This window comes from Amycolatopsis orientalis DSM 40040 = KCTC 9412 (assembly GCF_000478275.1).
GTDB lineage: Bacteria > Actinomycetota > Actinomycetes > Mycobacteriales > Pseudonocardiaceae > Amycolatopsis > Amycolatopsis orientalis.
The window spans coordinates 17,977-35,252 of the sequence record NZ_ASJB01000077.1 but is presented as its reverse complement, the minus strand read 5'-3'; the positions used below and the strand labels follow the sequence as shown (position 1 = coordinate 35,252).

General features: G+C 67.7%; 22 protein-coding genes. 3 read left to right on the top strand and 19 right to left on the bottom strand.

Translation table 11 applies throughout. From position 1 onward, the window contains the following. Window positions 1-51: 51 nt before the first annotated feature. Complete coding sequence (gene eccB / locus L324_RS27270) at window positions 52-1,677, bottom strand: type VII secretion protein EccB (protein WP_081736489.1); 1,626 nt, start codon at window positions 1,675-1,677, stop codon at window positions 52-54. Between the two features lie 537 nt (window positions 1,678-2,214). Here eccB and eccE point away from each other — a divergent pair. The 3 genes from eccE (at window position 2,215) to L324_RS27255 (ending at window position 5,319) form a co-directional block, all read left to right on the top strand. Continuing rightward, complete coding sequence (eccE, locus tag L324_RS27265; protein ID WP_037314712.1) at window positions 2,215-3,396, top strand: type VII secretion protein EccE; 1,182 nt, start codon at window positions 2,215-2,217, stop codon at window positions 3,394-3,396. After that, window positions 3,393-4,115, top strand: a complete 723-nt coding sequence (locus tag L324_RS27260) for a hypothetical protein (protein ID WP_037314709.1) — start codon at window positions 3,393-3,395, stop codon at window positions 4,113-4,115. The genes eccE and L324_RS27260 overlap by 4 nt, the downstream gene beginning before the upstream one ends. 244 nt (window positions 4,116-4,359) lie before the next feature. Beyond that, window positions 4,360-5,319 (top strand): DUF559 domain-containing protein, encoded by a 960-nt coding sequence (locus L324_RS27255; RefSeq protein ID WP_037314706.1) that lies wholly within the window; start codon window positions 4,360-4,362, stop codon window positions 5,317-5,319. Here L324_RS27255 and truA read toward each other — a convergent pair. From truA to rplR, 18 genes are all read right to left on the bottom strand, one after another. Then, entirely contained in the window at window positions 5,289-6,122 is an 834-nt protein-coding gene (gene truA / locus L324_RS27250) for a tRNA pseudouridine(38-40) synthase TruA (protein WP_037314981.1), read from the bottom strand. The genes L324_RS27255 and truA overlap by 31 nt on opposite strands. Before the next feature lie 73 nt (window positions 6,123-6,195). Beyond that, window positions 6,196-6,759: a 50S ribosomal protein L17 gene (gene rplQ / locus L324_RS27245; RefSeq protein ID WP_034304270.1), complete on the bottom strand. Its 564-nt coding sequence runs from the start codon at window positions 6,757-6,759 to the stop codon at window positions 6,196-6,198. A 77-nt stretch (window positions 6,760-6,836) separates the two neighbouring features. Continuing rightward, complete coding sequence (locus L324_RS27240) at window positions 6,837-7,910, bottom strand: DNA-directed RNA polymerase subunit alpha (protein ID WP_005166811.1); 1,074 nt, start codon at window positions 7,908-7,910, stop codon at window positions 6,837-6,839. 127 nt (window positions 7,911-8,037) lie between these two features. Beyond that, window positions 8,038-8,643, bottom strand: coding sequence for a 30S ribosomal protein S4 (rpsD, locus tag L324_RS27235; RefSeq protein ID WP_037314696.1), 606 nt, complete (start codon window positions 8,641-8,643; stop codon window positions 8,038-8,040). 23 nt (window positions 8,644-8,666) lie between these two features. Beyond that, window positions 8,667-9,074, bottom strand: a complete 408-nt coding sequence (rpsK, locus tag L324_RS27230; protein ID WP_004558885.1) for a 30S ribosomal protein S11 — start codon at window positions 9,072-9,074, stop codon at window positions 8,667-8,669. An 18-nt stretch (window positions 9,075-9,092) separates the two neighbouring features. Continuing rightward, window positions 9,093-9,278, bottom strand: coding sequence for a hypothetical protein (locus tag L324_RS27225; protein ID WP_004558884.1), 186 nt, complete (start codon window positions 9,276-9,278; stop codon window positions 9,093-9,095). Beyond that, window positions 9,275-9,655 carry a 30S ribosomal protein S13 gene (gene rpsM / locus L324_RS27220; RefSeq protein WP_005166805.1) on the bottom strand — a complete coding sequence of 127 codons (381 nt, stop codon included), beginning with the start codon at window positions 9,653-9,655 and terminating at the stop codon, window positions 9,275-9,277. The genes L324_RS27225 and rpsM overlap by 4 nt, the downstream gene beginning before the upstream one ends. Before the next feature lie 205 nt (window positions 9,656-9,860). Continuing rightward, window positions 9,861-9,974, bottom strand: a complete 114-nt coding sequence (gene rpmJ / locus L324_RS27215; RefSeq protein WP_004558882.1) for a 50S ribosomal protein L36 — start codon at window positions 9,972-9,974, stop codon at window positions 9,861-9,863. Window positions 9,975-10,010: 36 nt separating this feature from the next. Further along, the gene (gene infA / locus L324_RS27210) at window positions 10,011-10,232 is read right to left on the bottom strand and encodes a translation initiation factor IF-1 (RefSeq protein WP_005166804.1); all 222 of its coding nucleotides are present in this window, start codon (window positions 10,230-10,232) and stop codon (window positions 10,011-10,013) included. Window positions 10,233-10,769: 537 nt separating this feature from the next. Next, complete coding sequence (gene map, locus L324_RS27205; RefSeq protein WP_037314692.1) at window positions 10,770-11,546, bottom strand: type I methionyl aminopeptidase; 777 nt, start codon at window positions 11,544-11,546, stop codon at window positions 10,770-10,772. Window positions 11,547-11,590: 44 nt separating this feature from the next. Then, window positions 11,591-12,145, bottom strand: a complete 555-nt coding sequence (locus L324_RS27200) for an adenylate kinase (protein WP_037314690.1) — start codon at window positions 12,143-12,145, stop codon at window positions 11,591-11,593. Next, window positions 12,142-13,449 (bottom strand): preprotein translocase subunit SecY, encoded by a 1,308-nt coding sequence (gene secY / locus L324_RS27195; protein WP_037314687.1) that lies wholly within the window; start codon window positions 13,447-13,449, stop codon window positions 12,142-12,144. Before secY ends, L324_RS27200 begins: the two co-directional genes overlap by 4 nt. A 321-nt stretch (window positions 13,450-13,770) precedes the next feature. Continuing rightward, entirely contained in the window at window positions 13,771-14,403 is a 633-nt protein-coding gene (locus tag L324_RS27190; protein ID WP_037314684.1) for a LysE family translocator, read from the bottom strand. Between the two features lie 50 nt (window positions 14,404-14,453). Further along, window positions 14,454-15,227, bottom strand: a complete 774-nt coding sequence (locus tag L324_RS27185) for a hypothetical protein (protein WP_235783666.1) — start codon at window positions 15,225-15,227, stop codon at window positions 14,454-14,456. A 343-nt stretch (window positions 15,228-15,570) separates the two neighbouring features. Continuing rightward, complete coding sequence (gene rplO / locus L324_RS27180; protein ID WP_037314680.1) at window positions 15,571-16,017, bottom strand: 50S ribosomal protein L15; 447 nt, start codon at window positions 16,015-16,017, stop codon at window positions 15,571-15,573. Beyond that, the gene (gene rpmD, locus L324_RS27175; RefSeq protein WP_005166796.1) at window positions 16,014-16,199 is read right to left on the bottom strand and encodes a 50S ribosomal protein L30; all 186 of its coding nucleotides are present in this window, start codon (window positions 16,197-16,199) and stop codon (window positions 16,014-16,016) included. The genes rplO and rpmD overlap by 4 nt, the downstream gene beginning before the upstream one ends. A gap of 1 nt (window position 16,200) precedes the next feature. Next, the gene (rpsE, locus tag L324_RS27170) at window positions 16,201-16,845 is read right to left on the bottom strand and encodes a 30S ribosomal protein S5 (RefSeq protein ID WP_005166795.1); all 645 of its coding nucleotides are present in this window, start codon (window positions 16,843-16,845) and stop codon (window positions 16,201-16,203) included. A 31-nt stretch (window positions 16,846-16,876) separates the two neighbouring features. Beyond that, window positions 16,877-17,275 carry a 50S ribosomal protein L18 gene (gene rplR, locus L324_RS27165; RefSeq protein WP_037314970.1) on the bottom strand — a complete coding sequence of 133 codons (399 nt, stop codon included), beginning with the start codon at window positions 17,273-17,275 and terminating at the stop codon, window positions 16,877-16,879. Between the last annotated feature and the right edge of the window lies 1 nt (window position 17,276).

Here is a 17,276-nt window from a genome sequence, read left to right as displayed (position 1 = left end):
CGATCGTGCTTGGGCGTTGAGACGCGCGCGCCTGCCCAGGGGTTCCCGCGTTCAGTTCCCCGCCGGGGCCTGCTGCGACTGCGTGGCGACCGAACCCGCCCTGTCGTCGATCGGAACCGTGTCGAAGGTGCGGAGCACGTCCTGCGTGTTCAGCGACGCGCCGACCGGCAGGATCCTGACGATCGACTCCGGTGCGGGCACCCGCTTGTTGAGTCCGATCGAATCCGCCGTGACCGCGTCGGGCACGCCGTAGCGGATCCCGCGATCGGAGATCAGCTGGATCGGCCCCTTGTCGAAGGTCTCCTTGCCGGTCGCGGACTGGACGACGGCGGCGAAACCGGGCTCCATGTAGAAGCTGTTGATCGGCGCGCCGACCGGGCCGGGAGTACCGATCTTGACCCCGGGCGCGGAACCGTCGGCGTTCCTGCCCTTCGGCAGCTTGTCGTCGACGAACACCGCGGTGTGGCCGTCCCGGTTGCTGCCTTCACCGACGATGGACCAGCTGAGGCAGGAGACCCGGGAGCCCTGGGTCGCGTTGAGCACCGTCGGCACGCTTTGCGGGTAGGCGTCGACCTCGACGAAGCCCGGCTGCCCCTTGGTCACCCGCGTGACGTTGCGGATCTTGCCCAGCGCCACGGACATGACCGAAGTGCTGCCGTCGTTCTTCCCGGTCTGCACGATGTCCGCGACTGCCGGGGAAACGGCCTGGATGCCTTCCCTCGTGATGAGGTGGAAGTCCAGCTGCCCACCGGCCTGCTCGGTGGAGAAGACGTCCCCGACCTTGAGGCCGTCGATGTCGAAGTTGGGGGTTTCGCCCTTGCCGTCGACGTCCGGCAGCTTCAGCTCGGGAACCTCGGGAATCGCGTCCAAAAGGCCCTGGGAGATACCGCGAGGCTGATCCGGCAGCTTCAACGCGGACAGGACGGCACTGGCGTCGGGCTTGATCTCGGCCTTGACGGCGTTCGCGTTCGGGAGGTTGGGATTCGCCGCCAGCCGGTAGATCAGGTAGGTCCTGCCGTTGGCGCCCTTCGCCAGCAATGCCTCGTCCTGGCCCAGCTCACGGTTCCCCAGCTGCTTCACACCGGCGTAGACGGTCGTCTCCGTCTTCGTGAGGTCCGGCCGGGGCACCGTCGGGTCGTACATGACCTCGTCGCACACACCCCAGTCCGGGGCGACGCGCTGGCCTTCCGTCGGCATCAGCTGCGGGCCGTTGGGAATTCCCATGAGCTGACCGCGGGGAATGTTCTTCAGCTGCTCGTCGGAAACGACTGTGGGGTTCTTCACTTCGGAAGCCTGCGTGGGCCCGGAAGGCTTGTTCCCCGCCTGCTGTGCCCCTTGCTTCGACTGCGCGATGATCAGCAGCCGCGCGGAAGCGAGATTGAAGGTCGGAATCAGTTTCTTCGGGTTCCCCGCCACGACGTACACCGTCCCGGACTGTTCGCCGATGACGATGTTGCCCGCGTCCGGCACGGAGGGTTTCGGGCTCAGGAGACCCCAGATCACGAAGACCAGGACGCCCAGCGCGGCCAGCACGACGCCCACGATGGTGGCGCGCGTGTGGGTGCGCATCGGGTCGTGGAGCATGACGGCGTCGCGACGGACCAGCGCGGATTGCATCCGGCGCAGAACGAACTGATAAGCCTGAACTTGAGACTTAGTAGTCGGCGTTGATGGCATTCTCGACCTACAGTCCTCCCCGTCGCGGTACGGTTCCGCAGGATAGCCGTACGGGGACCGTCTGGTGTGGGGTTTCTACCAACTCCAGCTAGGGTCGAGTCGCTCGGGACCGGCTTTCCGGGTACGCAGCACGCACGAGGGGAAGAGAAAGCGCGGATGTCCGTCACCACTCCTCCACGTCCGCCTGGCCCCCCGGGGTCTCAACCGCCAGGCCGCCCGCCGGGGCCGCCGCCAAGGCCCGGCAGGCCGAGTGGTCCGGGCGGCCCGGCCGGGGGCCCGGGAGGCCCCGGTGTTCCTCGCGGTCCCGGTGGCCCGGGAGGCCCTGGCGGACCGCAAGGTCCCGGTGGCCCCGGTCCCGGAGGCCCTGGTGGCCCCGGTGGACCTGGTGGTCCGGGAGGCCCTGGTGGGCCCGGTGGCCCGGGCGGTCCTCCGCCTGGCGGCCCCAGCCCGCAGTCCGGCCCTCCGCCCACCCCGGCGGTACGGATCTCCGCGCCCGCGCGACGCCGGACCGGCGGGATCAACCTCGGTCCGCTGCCCGTGGCGAACCTGGTCGTCCTCGAACTCGGGCTCGCGATCGGCCTCGTCCTGCTCGCGATCAACATGAAGCTGAAGTACGTCGCGATCGGCGTGCTCGGGGTCGCGATCGTCATCGCGTTCCTGCGCTGGAGCGGCCGGTGGTTCACCCAATGGGCTGGACTCACCCTGCGGTACATGTTCCGTTCGCATGACCGCGTGGCGAACCCGCTTCCGCCGAGCAGTATCGAGACGCTCGCCGCCGAAGAGGACGCCGTCACCGGTCCCGACGACGCCCGGGTGAACCTGCTCCGCCTCGCCGTGCCCGATCTCGTCGTCGCGCACGGCGTCGACCACGAACGCCAGCAGGTCGGCCTCGCGTGGCACGACGGGACATGGACCGCGGTCCTGCTCGTCGAGCCCGCGCCCGCGCTGATCACCCAGGCCGGTGGCGCGCCGAGCCTGCCGCTGTCCGCGCTCGCGCCGTGTCTCGAAGACCGCGGCGTTGTCCTCGACTCGATCCAGATGATCTGGCACTGCTACCCGGGCAGCGCGGCTCTTCCGTCGGACTCGCCGGCGCTCAGCTCCTATATGGAGGTGCTCGGCCCGCTGCCCGCGGCCGCGCGGCGGACGACGTGGGTGGCCATCCGGCTCGACCCGCGCCGGTGCCCGGCCGCCATCCGTGAACGCGGCGGCGGCGTCGTCGGTGCTCATCGCGCGCTGATCGGCGCGCTGTCGCGGGTGCGCAACGCCTTGGAATCGCAGGGCGTGCCCACCCGGCCGCTCGACCCGGATGAGCTGCTGCGGTCCAGCATCTCTGCCGCGGAACTGACCGCGGTCGCCGGTTCGCCCGCGAAAGTCGGTCTGCAGGAGCGCTGGACCGGCGTCACCGCGGCGGGCATCGGACACGCGAGCTACGCGATCACCAGCTGGCCGAAGGGCAAGATCAGCGGCAGCCTGAACGCGCTGACCAGCGTTCGCGCGCTGTCGGCGACGGTGGCGATGTCGATCTCGCCGTCCGCCGACGAAGGCAAGATCGGCCTGCGGGGCATCGTGCGCTTGAGCGCGCGGAACCCGCGTGAACTGGACGCGGCGGACCAGCGGCTGCAGGGCATCTCGGACAGGCTCGGTGTGGCGCTGACGCCGCTGCGCGGCCTGCAGATCTCCGGGTTCTCCGCGACGCTGCCGATCGGAGGCACGGCATGAGCACCCGTATGCGCGACGCCGGCCAGAACGCCGGTGTCGCCCCGGAATTCACCGTCGACCCGGCGATGCTCGACGCGATCAGCCCGTCCGGCGACCGGGGCGGGATCGTCCTCGGCTCCGGGCTCAAGGGCGAGCCGCTGACGATCTCCGCGCTGCGCTCGACGCCGACCCGGATCGTGCTGGTCGGTGGCCTGTATCTGGCCCGCCAGGTGGCGTTGCGGGCGATGGCCGTCGGGGCGTGGGTCGTCGTGGCGACCGGTCGTCCGGCCGCGTGGCAGGTTCTCCCCCAGGCGGCGGGTAATCAGCCCAACGGCAGGCCGTCGCCGCTGGTGCAGATCCGGCGGCTGTCGCCGGTGGACCTCCCGCGCCCGTCGGAGGACGCGCCGCTGCTGGTGGTGACCGACGGCGGCCCGACGCCGCAGGACCTGTTCCCGCCGCGTTCGCCGTGGCAGACGACGGTCTACGTGCTGCCGTACCTGCACCCGCAGGCCGGGGCGACCGCGAACGCGGCCGACCTGGTGCTGATGCAGCGGCTCCCGCCGGGTCAGGCCGAACTGGCCGCGCGGATCTGGCGGCTCCCGCCGCAGATGATGAAGCAGCTCACGACGCTGAAGGACGACCAGGTCGTCGCGCTGGGACGCAACCTTTGGCGTCCCCTTCGCCTGGTCACCACCGCCAAAGAACAGCAGATCCTGGGCCCGGTCAGGCGCGGCGACTAACCCGGCGCGTCGACTTTCGCGGGCTAACCGTGCTCGGCGGGGGCACTGTCCATATCGGACGGTGCCCCCGTTTTGCGTCCCGCCCCGGATCGCGGTTAGCCCGCGAAAGTCGACCTGGGGTGGGAAAAGGGGACGTCAAGGGGTAATCGCGCCGGCTGTGGATAAGCGGGGGGGTTGTGGATGAATCGGCCTTCTGAGGCGGTTTTCGCGATTCCTTGTCGGTCTTGCCGATCATCGTGGAGGCATGACCAAACCCTTCGATTCATCCCACCTCCCCGACGTCTTCCGCGGTTCCGAGGCACGCAAAGCGGGCCTCATCACGGCAAGCCGCCTGCGCGGTCCCAGCGTCCGGAGGCTGTTTCAGGACGTCTACACGCGCGCTGACGTGGAGGTCACGCACGAACTGCGCTGTCGGGGTGCGGCATTGCTGGCACCGCCGGAAGCCGTGCTGACCGGCCGTTCGGCCGCGACCGTTCACGGCGTCGATCTGGCCCAGCCCAACGATCCTGTCGAGATGGTCGTACCGGAGAAGCAGCGCTTCGGCCCGATAGTCGGCATCAAGGTTCGACGGACCGAGATCAAGCCCGAAGAATCAAAGCCGTGGAACGGTATCCGCATCGCGCGGAAGAGCCGGATCGCGGTGGACCTGCTCCTCCGGCTTTCGCCCCGCAAATCCGGATGGGTGCGAAGGCTTCGCATCGGCGTCCCGGATCTGGACCAGTTCATGAGGGCCGAGAAGCTGACTGATCTGCATCTCAACAGGGAGTTCTACGGCCGCCGCAATCGGGGAATCCGTCTGGCCAGGCAAGCTTTGCGACTCTCCGATCCTCGTGCGGAGTCACCCCGGGAATCGGAAGTCCGGATCGTGCTGGCAGCCGGCGGCATCAAGACGACACCTCAGGTCGAGGTCTACTCCCGGACAGGTGAATTCCTCGCTCGCCTGGACCTCGCGGACGACGAGGCCCAGGTCGCGATCGAATACGACGGCCGATGGCACAACACCCGGAAGCAACGCGCCCTTGACCGTGAACGCCGAAGACGGGTGGAGGCCGAGGGCTGGCGCTTCGTCATCGTCACCGCGGAAGACCTGGCGACCGACTTCGAAGGCATCGTCGAGGCCGTCTTGCGTGCTCGACGCGGCGCCGTCAGCCCTGTGACTCTCCCGCGGCCGGGTCAGGAGGGGGTGCGCATGGCGCGCGTTTGATCGGCACGGGCGGCGAGTTCCGTGTCCGGAGGGTAGTCGACGGCCATCAGCGTGAGGCCGTGTGCGGGAGCGACAGCGCTGTCGCGCGTGCGGCTCTCCAGGACGTCGCCGGGCCAATCCCGCGGGCGGCGGCCATCGCCGACAAGAAGCAGCGCCCCGACCAGGCTGCGCACCATCGAATGGCAGAACGCGTCGGCGGAGACGTCGACCTCGACCGCGTGCGGTCCGGTCCGCCGCCAGACGAGCCGCTGCAGCTCTCGGATGGTCGTCCCGCCTTCGCGCTGTTTGCAGAAGGCCGCGAAGTCCTGCAGTCCCAAGAGGGAAGCCGACGCCTCGTTCATCGCGTCGACAGAGAGCGGCCTTCCCCAGGCCAGGGTGTCGTGGCGCCTCAACGGATCCACGCCCCATGGCGCGTCGGAGACGCGATAACGATAGTGCCGCCGCACGGCGGAGAATCGCGCGTCGAACCCGGGGGCGGCCACCTGGGCGCTCAGCACCCGCACGTCACCTGGCAGGTACCGGTTCCATCGATGGCACATCCGGCGCAGGTCAGGAATGCCCTGCGCGTCCACCTCCAGGCGACCGGATCGCGTTTCGCCCGCTAAAGGCGACACGTCGACGTGGACCACCTGGCCGGCCGCGTGCACACCGGCATCGGTGCGGCCGGCGACGACGACGGATTTCGGGACCGAGGCTCCTGGAGGCTGCTTCGCAAGCGCCTCTTCGAGGACGCCCTGAACCGTGCGACGCCCGGGCTGCCGCGCCCAACCGGAGAAATCGGTCCCGTCATAGGAGACATCCAGACGCAGACGAACGAGCCCGCCCTCCGTGGTGGGAGTGGCGGGCTCGTCCGGGGTGTTCGGTGCTGTCAGGACGTCAGTCCTTCTTGCTGTCCGCGTCCGCGGCGGGGGCCTCAGCGGCCTCGTCGGCGGCGGGAGCCTCGGTGGCCTCCGGAGCCTCGGTGGCGGCCGTGTCGGCAGCCTCAGGGGCGTCGGTGGTCTCCTCGGCGGCCGGGGCGGCAGCCTTCGGCTCGTCCTTGGCGAACTTCGTCTTGCGCGCGGCCTCGGCCTCGGCGGTGACGGTCTTCTCGGCCACCAGCTCGATGACCGCCATGGGGGCGTTGTCGCCCTTGCGCGCCATCGTCTTGGTGATCCGGGTGTAGCCACCCGGACGCTCCGCGAAGAACGGGCCGATCTCGGCGATCAGCTTGTGCACGACATCCTTGTCGCGCACGATGCGCTGGATCTGACGACGGTTGTGCAGGTCGCCCCGCTTCGCCTTCGTGATCAGCTTCTCGGCCAGCGGGCGCACCCGCCGGGCCTTCGCCTCGGTCGTCGTGATCTTGCCGTGCTCGAACAGCTGGGTGGCCAGGTTGGCCAGAATCAGCCGCTCGTGCGCGGGCGACCCGCCGAGACGGGGTCCCTTTGTGGGGGTGGGCATCGGTTCTCCTCGTTCAGCTCACAGCTGGAGGCCGTCGCTCCCCCACCCCTACTGGTGTGAGGGAGCCGTAGCTGGCCTTACAGCTGCTCCGTCTCTGCGTAGTCCTGGCCATCGTCGTGGCCATTGTCCGAAATTCCGTCCGTGATGCTGTCGACGCCCTCGGACCAGCCTTCACCGTCGTAGCTGGCCGCGGCCGCGGTCGGGTCGAACCCGGGCGGGCTGTCCTTCAGCGCGAGGCCGAGACCGACGAGCTTGAGCTTGACCTCGTCGATCGACTTCGCACCGAAGTTGCGGATGTCCAGCAGGTCGGCCTCGCTGCGCGAGACCAGTTCGCCGACGGTGTGGATGCCCTCGCGCTTGAGGCAGTTGTACGACCGGACGGTGAGGTCCAGGTCCTCGATCGGCATCGCGTAGGCGGCGATGGTGTCCGCCTCCTGCGGCGACGGGCCGATCTCGATGCCCTCGGCGTCGACGTTCAGCTCGCGCGCGAGACCGAACAGCTCCACCAGCGTCTTACCGGCCGACGCGACGGCGTCCCGCGGCGTGATCGACGGCTTCGTCTCCACGTCCAGGATCAGCTTGTCGAAGTCGGTGCGCTGCTCGACACGGGTCGCCTCGACCTTGTAGGTCACCTTCAGCACCGGGGAGTAGATGGAGTCGACCGGGATCCGGCCGATCTCCGCGCCCGCCTGCTTGTTCTGCAGGGCCGGAACGTAACCGCGGCCGCGCTCGACGACGAGCTCGATCTCGAGCTTGCCCTTGCCGTTCAGCGACGCGATGTGCAGATCCGGGTTGTGCACGGTGACACCGGCCGGGGGCACGATGTCGGCGGCCGTGACCTCACCGGGGCCCTGCTTGCGCAGGTACATGGTGACCGGCTCGTCCTCTTCCGAGGAGACCACGAGCTCCTTGAGGTTCAGGATGATGTCGGTGACGTCTTCCTTCACCCCCGGAACGGTGGTGAACTCGTGCAGCACGCCGTCGATGCGGATGCTCGTCACGGCCGCGCCCGGAATGGACGACAGCAGCGTGCGCCGCAGCGAGTTGCCGAGCGTGTAGCCGAAGCCGGGCTCCAGCGGTTCGATGGTGAACCGGGAGCGAGTCTCGTTGACCGTCTCTTCGCCGAGAGCCGGCCGCTGGGAAATCAGCATCTTTCCTAATTCCTTTCCAAACGGCGCCCGCCATATGACACCGAAAGGGATGGCGAAACGGCGGCGCACTCCGGGCGCCGCCGCCCGTGCCCACACCGGGCCGGGGTTTCCCCGGCCCGGTGATGGATCACTTCGAGTAGAGCTCGACGATCAGCTGTTCCTGGACCGGAACGTCGATCTGAGCGCGCTCCGGGAGCTGGTGGACCAGCACACGGAGGTTGGACGGAACAACCTGGAGCCACGCGGGAACGGGACGCTCGCCGAACGACTCCTTGGCAGCGACGAAGGGCAGCATCGCGAACGACTTCGGCCGCACGTCGATGATGTCCCACTTGCTGACCTGGTACGAGGGCACGTTGACCTTGACGCCGTTGACCACGAAGTGGCCGTGGCTCACCAGCTGACGCGCCTGACGGCGGGTGCGGGCGATGCCGGCGCGGTAGATCACGTTGTCCAGGCGGGACTCGAGGATCTGCAGCAGGTTCTCACCGGTCTTACCGGGACGCCGGACGGCTTCCTTGTAGTACCGGACGAACTGACGCTCGAGAACGCCGTAGGTGTAACGAGCCTTCTGCTTCTCCTGCGACTGCAGGAGGTACTCGGACTCCTTGATCCGGCCACGGCCGTGCTGGCCGGGCGGATAGGGGCGACGCTCGAAAGCCTGGTCGCCGCCGATGAGGTCAACCTTGAGGCGACGCGAAATACGCGTCGCGGGGCCGGTGTAACGAGCCATTTCTTCTTACTCCTCCCCGTTCCTCAGACCCGGCGCCGCTTGGGCGGGCGGCAGCCGTTGTGAGGCTGCGGGGTCACGTCCTGGATGGTGCCGACCTCGAGGCCGGCCGCCTGCAGCGAGCGGATCGCCGTCTCGCGGCCCGAACCCGGGCCCTTCACGAAAACGTCGACCTTCTTCATGCCGTGCTCGGCAGCCTTGCGGGCGGCGTTCTCGGCGGCCATCTGCGCGGCGAACGGGGTGGACTTACGCGAGCCCTTGAAGCCCACGTGACCACTCGACGCCCACGCGATCACGGCACCGGTCGGGTCCGTGATCGAGACGATGGTGTTGTTGAAGGTGCTCTTGATGTGCGCGTGGCCGTGCGCGACATTCTTCTTTTCCTTGCGGCGGACCTTCTTGGCCCCCGCCGCAGTACGAGACTTCGGTGGCATGTTCTGAGGGTTCTCCTGTTAGCGCGCGTTCTCTTGGTGAGCGGCGACCGCTTCGGCCTGGCCGCGCCGGATGATCGAACCGGCGTCGGTGTACAGGTTGCGGAGCGCCATCGGGCGGGCGTAGAGCGCCTTGGGCGAGACACATGCCGAGCCGCGGCGGTGAACGCCGCCCATCTGCACGACCTTCTTGCCCTGGACGCTCACTTCTTGCCAGCCTTCTTCTTGCCGGCGACCGTCTTCTTCGGACCCTTACGGGTGCGGGCGTTGGTCTTGGTGCGCTGACCACGGACGGGAAGTCCGCGACGCCAGCGAAGGCCCTCGTAGCACCCGATCTCGATCTTCCGACGGATGTCGGCGTTCACCTCACGGCGAAGGTCACCCTCGACCTTGAAGTTCTCTTCGATGTAGACCCGCAGCTTGGCGAGGTCGTCATCGCTCAGATCCTTGACGCGGGTGTCCGCGTTGAGCTCGGCAGCCGCGATGAGCTGCTTCGAGCGGGTACGGCCGATGCCGTAGATGTAGGTCAGCGCGATCTCCAACCGCTTTTCGCGGGGGAGGTCTACGCCAGCGAGTCGTGCCATTGGCGTTGATGCTCCTTCATAGAATTCATCTTCAGGTCTGCTCCCCGTCCGGTCCCGGGACCGACTCGCCTGTCGTGCCCTTGGCTTGCGCTTCGGGTGTCCCGGCCCCGGCCTGAAGTCCGGGGGTGAACCGGGCCGTTCGCACGGCCCGGCAGGTGCGGGGAGATTGTGTAGCCGTCAATCCACTCTGAACGAGTGCGAGTGATCAGCCCTGCCGCTGCTTGTGCCGCAGGTTCTCGCAGATCACCATGATCCGGCCGTGGCGGCGGATCACCTTGCACTTGTCGCAGATCTTCTTGACGCTCGGCTGGACCTTCACGTCTCCTGCTCTCCTGCTTGTGCTAACTCGTCGTGATCACTTGTAGCGGTAGACGATGCGACCACGAGACAAGTCGTAGGGCGAGAGCTCCACGACAACCCTGTCCTCGGGCAGGATGCGGATGTAGTGCTGCCGCATCTTGCCGCTGATGTGTGCAAGGACCTTGTGGCCGTTCTCCAACTCGACGCGGAACATCGCGTTGGGGAGCGGCTCGACTACGCGGCCTTCGACCTCGATGGCCCCGTCTTTCTTGCCCATGTCCTCCGCATTTCCTGTCGCTACGCAGTGTGATCAATTGAGCCTTGAGTGCTTGGCTGGGTGGTGCATCGGCACACTCCTCCCCGAGTCCAATGTCCGTTCGCGAGAAATCACGAGCGCGCTGGATCCGGGCGCGATGAGTACACCGACTTGACAGTGTACGCAACCCGTGTCGTGAGCCCCAAACGGGGGGTAACTGTGTTAGATGACCCCTGAGCCCGTCGATGGCAACCGCCTCCATCGTACGCCTGCGCCGACCTGCGTTTCGCGGGCTAACCGCGCTCCGGCGGAGCCGTGACCTGGCGCGCCGGGCAGGCGAGGTGCACCCGATGGGGGCAAGCCTCAGACGCTTCGCCGAGGGCCTGGGCGCCCGCGCTGGGCCGCCCCGCGTTTAGCGGCCTGACTGCGCTCCGGCGCCCACCGCCTCGACTTTAGCCCCCTAATCGTGCTCCGGGGAGCGCGATTAGGGGGCTAAACGCAGGTCGGGGGCGCGATCGCGATTAGGGGGCTAAAGGCGATCGGGAGGGGCAGGGAGGGTCAGGCGTCTTCGGGGGCGGTCAGGACCCAGGGGCCGTCGTCCGTGATGGCGACGGTGTGCTCCCAGTGCGCGGCCCTCGAGCCGTCCGCGGTCACGACGGTCCACCCGTCGTCGAGCTCGACGGTCTCGCCCCCGCCACCGGTCAGCATGGGCTCGATCGCGAGCGCCATGCCGGTCTTGAGCCGCGGGCCCTTGCCCGGTTTGCCCAGGTTCGGCAGGAACGGGTCCATGTGCATCTGGCGGCCGATACCGTGACCGCCGTATTCGACGATCATCCCGTACTCGATGCCGTCTTCCCGGCCAGCCTTCTCGGCCGCGGTCTGCACGGCGTACGAGATGTCCGTGAGCCGTCCGCCGGACGACACCGCAGCGATCCCCGCCCACATCGCCGCCTCGGTGGCCGCCGAAAGCGCCAAATCGGCCTTCGACACCTCCCCGATCGCGAGGGTGACTGCGGAGTCGCCATGCCAACCGTCGAGGATCGCGCCGCAGTCGACGGAGATGATGTCGCCCTCGTTCAGCACCTGCGTCTTCGACGGGATGCCGTGGACGATCTGCTCGTTCACCGAGGCACAGATCGACGCCGGGAAGCCGTGGTAGCCCTTGAACGAGGGCACCGCGCCGGCGTCGCGGATCGTCTGCTCGGCGAGCTCGTCCAGATCGGCCGTGGTCGCCCCCGGCTTGGCGATCTCGCGCACCGCGGTGAGGGTGCGCCAGACGACCAGTCCGGCGGCCCGCATCGCCTGGAGCTCACCCGGGCTCTTGAGTTCGATCATGCGCCCACGACGAAGTCGTTGCAGTACACGCAGTCCTCCGAGATTCACGTGCGGTCGCGCAGCGCTTCCAGCACGCGAGCGGAGATCTCGTCGACGGTGCCGACGCCGTTGACCGTGACCAGGATGTCCGCGTAGTACTCGAGCAGCGGAGCCGTCTCGGACACGTAGATCTGCTGGCGACGACGGATGACCTCTTCGGTGTCGTCCGAGCGGCCGCGCGAAAGCAGCCGCTCGACGACGACGTCTTCCGAAACCTGGAGCTGGATGACCGCGTTGAGCGAGGTGTCGGCCTCGCCGAGGATCTCACCGAGGACCTCGGCCTGCTTCGTGTTGCGAGGGAAGCCGTCCAGCAGGAAGCCGGCCTTGGCGTCCGGTTCGGCCAGGCGCTCGCGCACCATCTCGTTCGTGACCGAGTCGGGCACGAGTTCACCGGAATCCAGGTAGCGCTTGGCTTCCTGGCCCAGCGGCGTCTGCTCGCCCACGTGGGCGCGGAACAGATCGCCGGTCGAGATGTGCGGGATCCGGAGCTTCTCCGACAGTGCTACCGCCTGAGTACCTTTGCCCGCGCCAGGAGGGCCAACGAGAACCAGGCGCGTCACTTCAAGAACCCTTCGTAGTTACGTTGCATCAGCTGGCTTTCGATCTGCTTCACGGTGTCGAGACCGACACCGACCATGATCAGCACAGCCGTGCCACCGAACGGGAAGTTCTGGTTGTTCCCGCTGCCGGTGACGGACAGGAAGAAGTTCGGAAGGATCGCGATGATGCCCAGGTACAGCGAGCCCGGCAGGGTGATCCGGCCGAGGACGTAGCTGAGGTACTCCGCGGTGGGACGGCCCGGGCGGATACCCGGGATGAAGCCACCGAACTTCTTCATTTCTTCCGCACGCTCGTCCACATTGAACGTGATCGTGATGTAGAAGTACGTGAAGAAGATGATCAACGCGAAGTACAGCAGGACGTGCGCCCAGCTGGACTGGTTGACGATGTAGTTCTGGATGAAGACCTGCCACCCGGCGTTGCTGTTCGGGTCCCCGACGAGGCGGGCGATCAGGTCCGGCAGGTAGAGCAGCGACGAGGCGAAGATGACCGGGATGACACCGGCCTGGTTCACCTTGATCGGCAGGTAGGTCGAGGTTCCGCCGTACATGCGGCGGCCGATCATGCGCTTGGCGTACTGCACCGGGATCCGGCGCTGGCCCTGCTCGACGAAGATGACGCTGGCGATGATCACCAGGCCGAACACGCAGATGAGGGTGAAGACCACCGGGCCGGCGCTGCTGAGGATGTTGCCACCCTCGATCGGGATGCGGGCCGCGATGTTCAGGAAGATCAGGACGGACATGCCGTTGCCGACACCGCGCTCGGTGATCAGCTCACCCAGCCACATCATGACGGCGGTACCGGCGGTCATCGTGACGACGATGATGGCCAGCGTGTAGACGCTGTTGTCCGGGATGATCGCGGTGGTGCACTGAGGGAAGAGCTGCTTGCGGTCGGCGAGTGCCACCACACCGGTCGCCTGCAGGACCGCGAGGGCGATCGTCAGGTACCGGGTGTACTGGGTCAGCTTGCCCTGGCCGGCCTGGCCTTCCTTCTTCAGCTCCTCGAACCGCGGGATGACCACGGTGAGAAGCTGGACGATGATGCTCGCCGTGATGTACGGCATGATGCCGGTCGAGAACAGCGACAGCTGCAGCAGCGCACCGCCGCTGAACAGGTTCAGGAGCTGATAGACGCCCTCCTGCGACCCCGTCTCCGTACATTGCTGCACGGCTGAGTAAGAGATGCCCGGGGCCGGGATGGTGGCACCGATTCGGTAGACCGCGACGATGGCTAGCGTGAACAGGATCTTTTTACGTAGATCCGGCGTCGCGAGAGCCGAGCGGAAGGCGCTGAGCACGCGGGGGACCTCCTCGGCGTCGTCGGCTGTCTTACCGACGATCGGCTTGGCCGGCCTGAGACCGGCAGGAACACACAGCTTTCTGGCACAAGCCAGGAACGCTTCGGGGCACACTCGTCCCGAAGCGTGTCGCCGACTCTAACAGCTTCACAGGGCGTGTTCGCAGTGCGTGCGGGTTTTCCGAACGAAGGTTGGTCCGTCAGGTTGATCGACTTCCGCTTCTCGCTCCGGAACCTTGACAGAACACGCTGTCGTACCCCGCTTTCCGGACCGCGCGGATCACGGTTAGCCCGCTGAACGCACCGTGATCAGGTGCGGGGTTCAGGAGTTCGACGCGGCGATGGCACCGGCCATGCCGAGGAGCACGATGCCGGTGCCGCGGTCGACGTTGCGGGTGGCGCGACGGGACAGCCGGAGCGACTTCACGAGCGTGCCGACTCCGATGTACGTGGCGCCCGCGACGAATTCGGCGACCAGATAGACGGCGCCGAGAATCGCGATCTGGGCGGGAAAAGAGCCGTGAGCTGCGTCGATGAACTGGGGGACGAACGCGGTGAAGATGAGGATCGCCTTCGGGTTGGTGATCGCGACGACGAACTCCTTTCTCGCGATCCGCAGTGCCGGTATGGGCTCGGCGCCTCGCGGCCCCGGGACCAGCGTCGTCCGTTCGCCGCGGAAGGTCGACCACAGCAGCCGGCCGCCGAGCCAGACGAGGTAGGCGACACCGGCCCACTTGATCACCGTGAGTGCAAGTTCGGAGGCGGCGAGGAGCTGCCCGAGTCCTGCGGCGACGGCCGCGATCAGCACGGTGAACGCGGCCAATCGGCCTAACAGGCCGGCAAGCCCTTTCCATGCGCCCTGTGTCATGCCGTGGTGCAGACCAAGCAGGTTGTTCGCCCCTGGCGTAAAAGCCACGAGCACCGCCGCACCGAAAAAGACCACCGCCCAAGTCATCGGCCACCTCATCCCCCACCGTATCGACCGGCGCGAGCGCGTTTAGCGGGCTAACCGCGCTCCTTTGGGCCGGGATCCGGGGGCGGTGCGAAGGCCGAGTAGTCCGGCTGCGGCGCGGGCTGTGGCTCAGGAGGGAGGACCGTGATGGAGATGCCGTCCTTCGGGGTGGGCATGTCCGCGAAACTCGGATCCCCGGCCGACGGGACCTCAGCCTCGTCGACACGGTGACTCATGACCGCCGCGCCGGCTGCGGCGACGATCGCGGCGAAGAGAGCCCACATTCCCGCTTCGAAGGTCACTGTCGCTTTGGCGGATTCCCCGAGCGGACGTCCGAATCCCGCCATCGCGGTGGTGGAGACGGCCCCGGCCAGGAACACAGCCGCGATGGTGGTGAGCCATCGGTCCAGGGCACCCGGCCGTCGCAGCCGGGAGGCACGGGCACTGGCGATCACGGCCGCCAGGAAGATCGCGGCGGCGACCAGGAGCGGGATACCGACGGGCGACGCCGACATGGTCGTAGAGGGCTCGTTGGGCTGAATGACCTTCGTGTCCCAGGCGCCTTGGACGACCACGATCATGAACGCGTCGCTGCGCTCGAAGCCGAGCCGATGCTCAGTACTGAAGAACGGGAAGAGGCAGCCCATGAGGGTCAGCACGAGGGCCAGGGTGGCCAGCCCCGCCGCTACGAGTCTGCGGGGCTCCGGTCGGCCGGGTCGCGCCTGCTCCTCCGCCGGATCCATGGGCCCTGAAACCGACACGACCATCGGCGGGGCATCCGGCTGCTGCTGAAAGGGCTGCGGATCCTGCCCGGGAGGAGTGGCCACCTCACGATCCTTCCAGCCCAGATGCCCGTCCGCCATGCTCGCTGCCCTGGTCGGCGGGTCGACTTTCGCGGGCTAACCGCGATCCGGTCGGCGGGCAACTGGGCGACCGGCGGACTTGCGTTTCGCCCCCTGACCGTGATCCGCGGCCGGCAAGGCTCCCCGCACCGAGATCGCGATCAGGGGGCGAAACGCAAGTCGGCGGGGGCGAGGGATCGGATGACAGTTAGCCCGCGAAAGTCGACACGGTGGAGCCGAGCGGAGCGAAGGCGGGAGAGCGAGCGCAAGCGAAAGGCCCGCCGTGGCGGAGCCAGGCGGGCCTTTCGGTGAAGCGAGCGAAGAGAGCTCAGAGCGTGGTGGCGGAGCCACCGGCGGCGGAGAGCTTCTCCTTGGCGGAGCCGGAGAAGGCATCGGCGGTGACGTCCAGCTTGACGCCGTTCAGGTCACCGTTGCCGAGCACCTTCACGAGCTTGTTCTTGCGAACAAGGCCCTTCGCGACGAGCTCCTCGTTGCCGACCTTGCCACCCTCCGGGAAAACGCGGGCGATGTCGCCCAGGTTCACCGGCTGGTACTCGGTACGGAAGCGGTTCTTGAAGCCGCGAAGCTTCGGGAGCCGCATGTGGATGGGCATCTGCCCACCCTCGAAACCGGCGGGCACGTTCTTCCGGGCCTTGGTGCCCTTGGTACCGCGACCGGCGGTCTTGCCCTTCGAGCCCTCACCACGGCCGACGCGGATCTTGTCGCGCTTCGCGCCCGGAGCCGGGCGAAGGTGGTGGATCTTGATGGCAGTCATGCCTTGACCTCCTCGACCTCCACCAGGTGGCGGACCGTGTGGATGAGGCCGCGGACCTGGGGAGTGTCTTCACGCACGACGCTCTGGCGGATCTTGCGCAGCCCGAGGGTGCGCAGCGACTCGCGGTGAGCGTGCTTCGTGCCGATCTTGCTCTTGACCTGGGTCACCTTGAGCTGAGTCATGTCAGACCCCCTGACCCGCACGCTGACGCAGCATCCGAGCAGGCGCGACGTCCTCGAGCGGCAGGCCGCGACGAGCCGCGACCTCCTCGGGACGCTGCAGACCCTTCAGGGCCGCCACGGTGGCGTGCACGATGTTGATCGCGTTGTCGGAGCCGAGCGACTTCGACAGCACGTCGTGGACACCCGCGCACTCCAGGACCGCGCGGACCGGGCCACCGGCGATGACACCGGTACCGGCCGAAGCCGGACGCAGCAGCACGACACCGGCGGCTTCCTCACCCTGGATCGGGTGGGGAATGGTGCCGCCGACGCGGGGAACGCGGAAGAAGTTCTTCTTCGCTTCCTCGACGCCCTTGGCGATGGCCGCGGGAACTTCCTTGGCCTTGCCGTAGCCGACGCCGACCTGACCGTCGCCGTCACCGACGACCACCAGGGCGGTGAAGCTGAAGCGACGACCACCCTTGACGACCTTGGCGACGCGGTTGATCGTCACGACCTTCTCGAGGTGCGGGGTCTTTTCCTGGCCGGCCCCGCCACGGCCGCTGTCGCGCCGGTCCCGGCGGTCGCGACGGTCATTGCGGTCGTTGCCGCCCTGTCCGCCGGGTCCACCCTGGCCGCCGCCGAATTGCCGTGTACGTCCCGGCATCAGGCTGTCCTTCCATTCACGAGCATCTGCATCAGAACTCCAACCCCGCCTCACGGGCAGCGTCGGCGAGCGCCGCGATGCGACCGTGGTAGGCGTTGCCGCCCCGGTCGAACACCACGGTCGAGACACCGGCGTTCTTCGCGCGGTTGGCGACGAGCTCCCCGACCTTGGCGGCCTTGGCCTTCTTGTCGCCGTCCAGCGCGCGCACGTCCGCCTCGAGGGTGGACGCCGACGCCAGGGTCTTGCCGGCGAGGTCGTCGATCAGCTGCACGGCGATGTGCCGCGACGAACGCTTGACGACCAGACGCGGACGCTGGTCCGTGCCGTTGATCTTCTTGCGGAGCCGGAAGTGCCGACGGGCCTTCGCGACGCGGCGGCGGGTCGAGATGTCCTTGCCGACCGGCTTGCGCTTCGTAGTCGTGTCGCTCATG

Excerpts from the sequence above, each read along its gene's own strand:
- eccB (WP_081736489.1), bottom strand. The coding sequence starts at position 1,677 with ATGCCATCAACGCCGACTACTAAGTCTCAAGTTCAGGCTTATCAGTTC.
- L324_RS27260 (WP_037314709.1), top strand. The coding sequence starts at position 3,393 with ATGAGCACCCGTATGCGCGACGCCGGCCAGAACGCCGGTGTCGCCCCG.
- L324_RS27255 (WP_037314706.1), top strand. The coding sequence starts at position 4,360 with ATGACCAAACCCTTCGATTCATCCCACCTCCCCGACGTCTTCCGCGGT.
- rplQ (WP_034304270.1), bottom strand. The coding sequence starts at position 6,759 with ATGCCCACCCCCACAAAGGGACCCCGTCTCGGCGGGTCGCCCGCGCAC.
- L324_RS27240 (WP_005166811.1), bottom strand. The coding sequence starts at position 7,910 with ATGCTGATTTCCCAGCGGCCGGCTCTCGGCGAAGAGACGGTCAACGAG.
- rpsD (WP_037314696.1), bottom strand. The coding sequence starts at position 8,643 with ATGGCTCGTTACACCGGCCCCGCGACGCGTATTTCGCGTCGCCTCAAG.
- rpsK (WP_004558885.1), bottom strand. The coding sequence starts at position 9,074 with ATGCCACCGAAGTCTCGTACTGCGGCGGGGGCCAAGAAGGTCCGCCGC.
- rpsM (WP_005166805.1), bottom strand. The coding sequence starts at position 9,655 with ATGGCACGACTCGCTGGCGTAGACCTCCCCCGCGAAAAGCGGTTGGAG.
- infA (WP_005166804.1), bottom strand. The coding sequence starts at position 10,232 with ATGGGCAAGAAAGACGGGGCCATCGAGGTCGAAGGCCGCGTAGTCGAG.
- map (WP_037314692.1), bottom strand. The coding sequence starts at position 11,546 with ATGATCGAACTCAAGAGCCCGGGTGAGCTCCAGGCGATGCGGGCCGCC.
- L324_RS27190 (WP_037314684.1), bottom strand. The coding sequence starts at position 14,403 with ATGACTTGGGCGGTGGTCTTTTTCGGTGCGGCGGTGCTCGTGGCTTTT.
- rplO (WP_037314680.1), bottom strand. The coding sequence starts at position 16,017 with ATGACTGCCATCAAGATCCACCACCTTCGCCCGGCTCCGGGCGCGAAG.
- rpmD (WP_005166796.1), bottom strand. The coding sequence starts at position 16,199 with ATGACTCAGCTCAAGGTGACCCAGGTCAAGAGCAAGATCGGCACGAAG.
- rpsE (WP_005166795.1), bottom strand. The coding sequence starts at position 16,845 with ATGCCGGGACGTACACGGCAATTCGGCGGCGGCCAGGGTGGACCCGGC.
- rplR (WP_037314970.1), bottom strand. The coding sequence starts at position 17,275 with ATGAGCGACACGACTACGAAGCGCAAGCCGGTCGGCAAGGACATCTCG.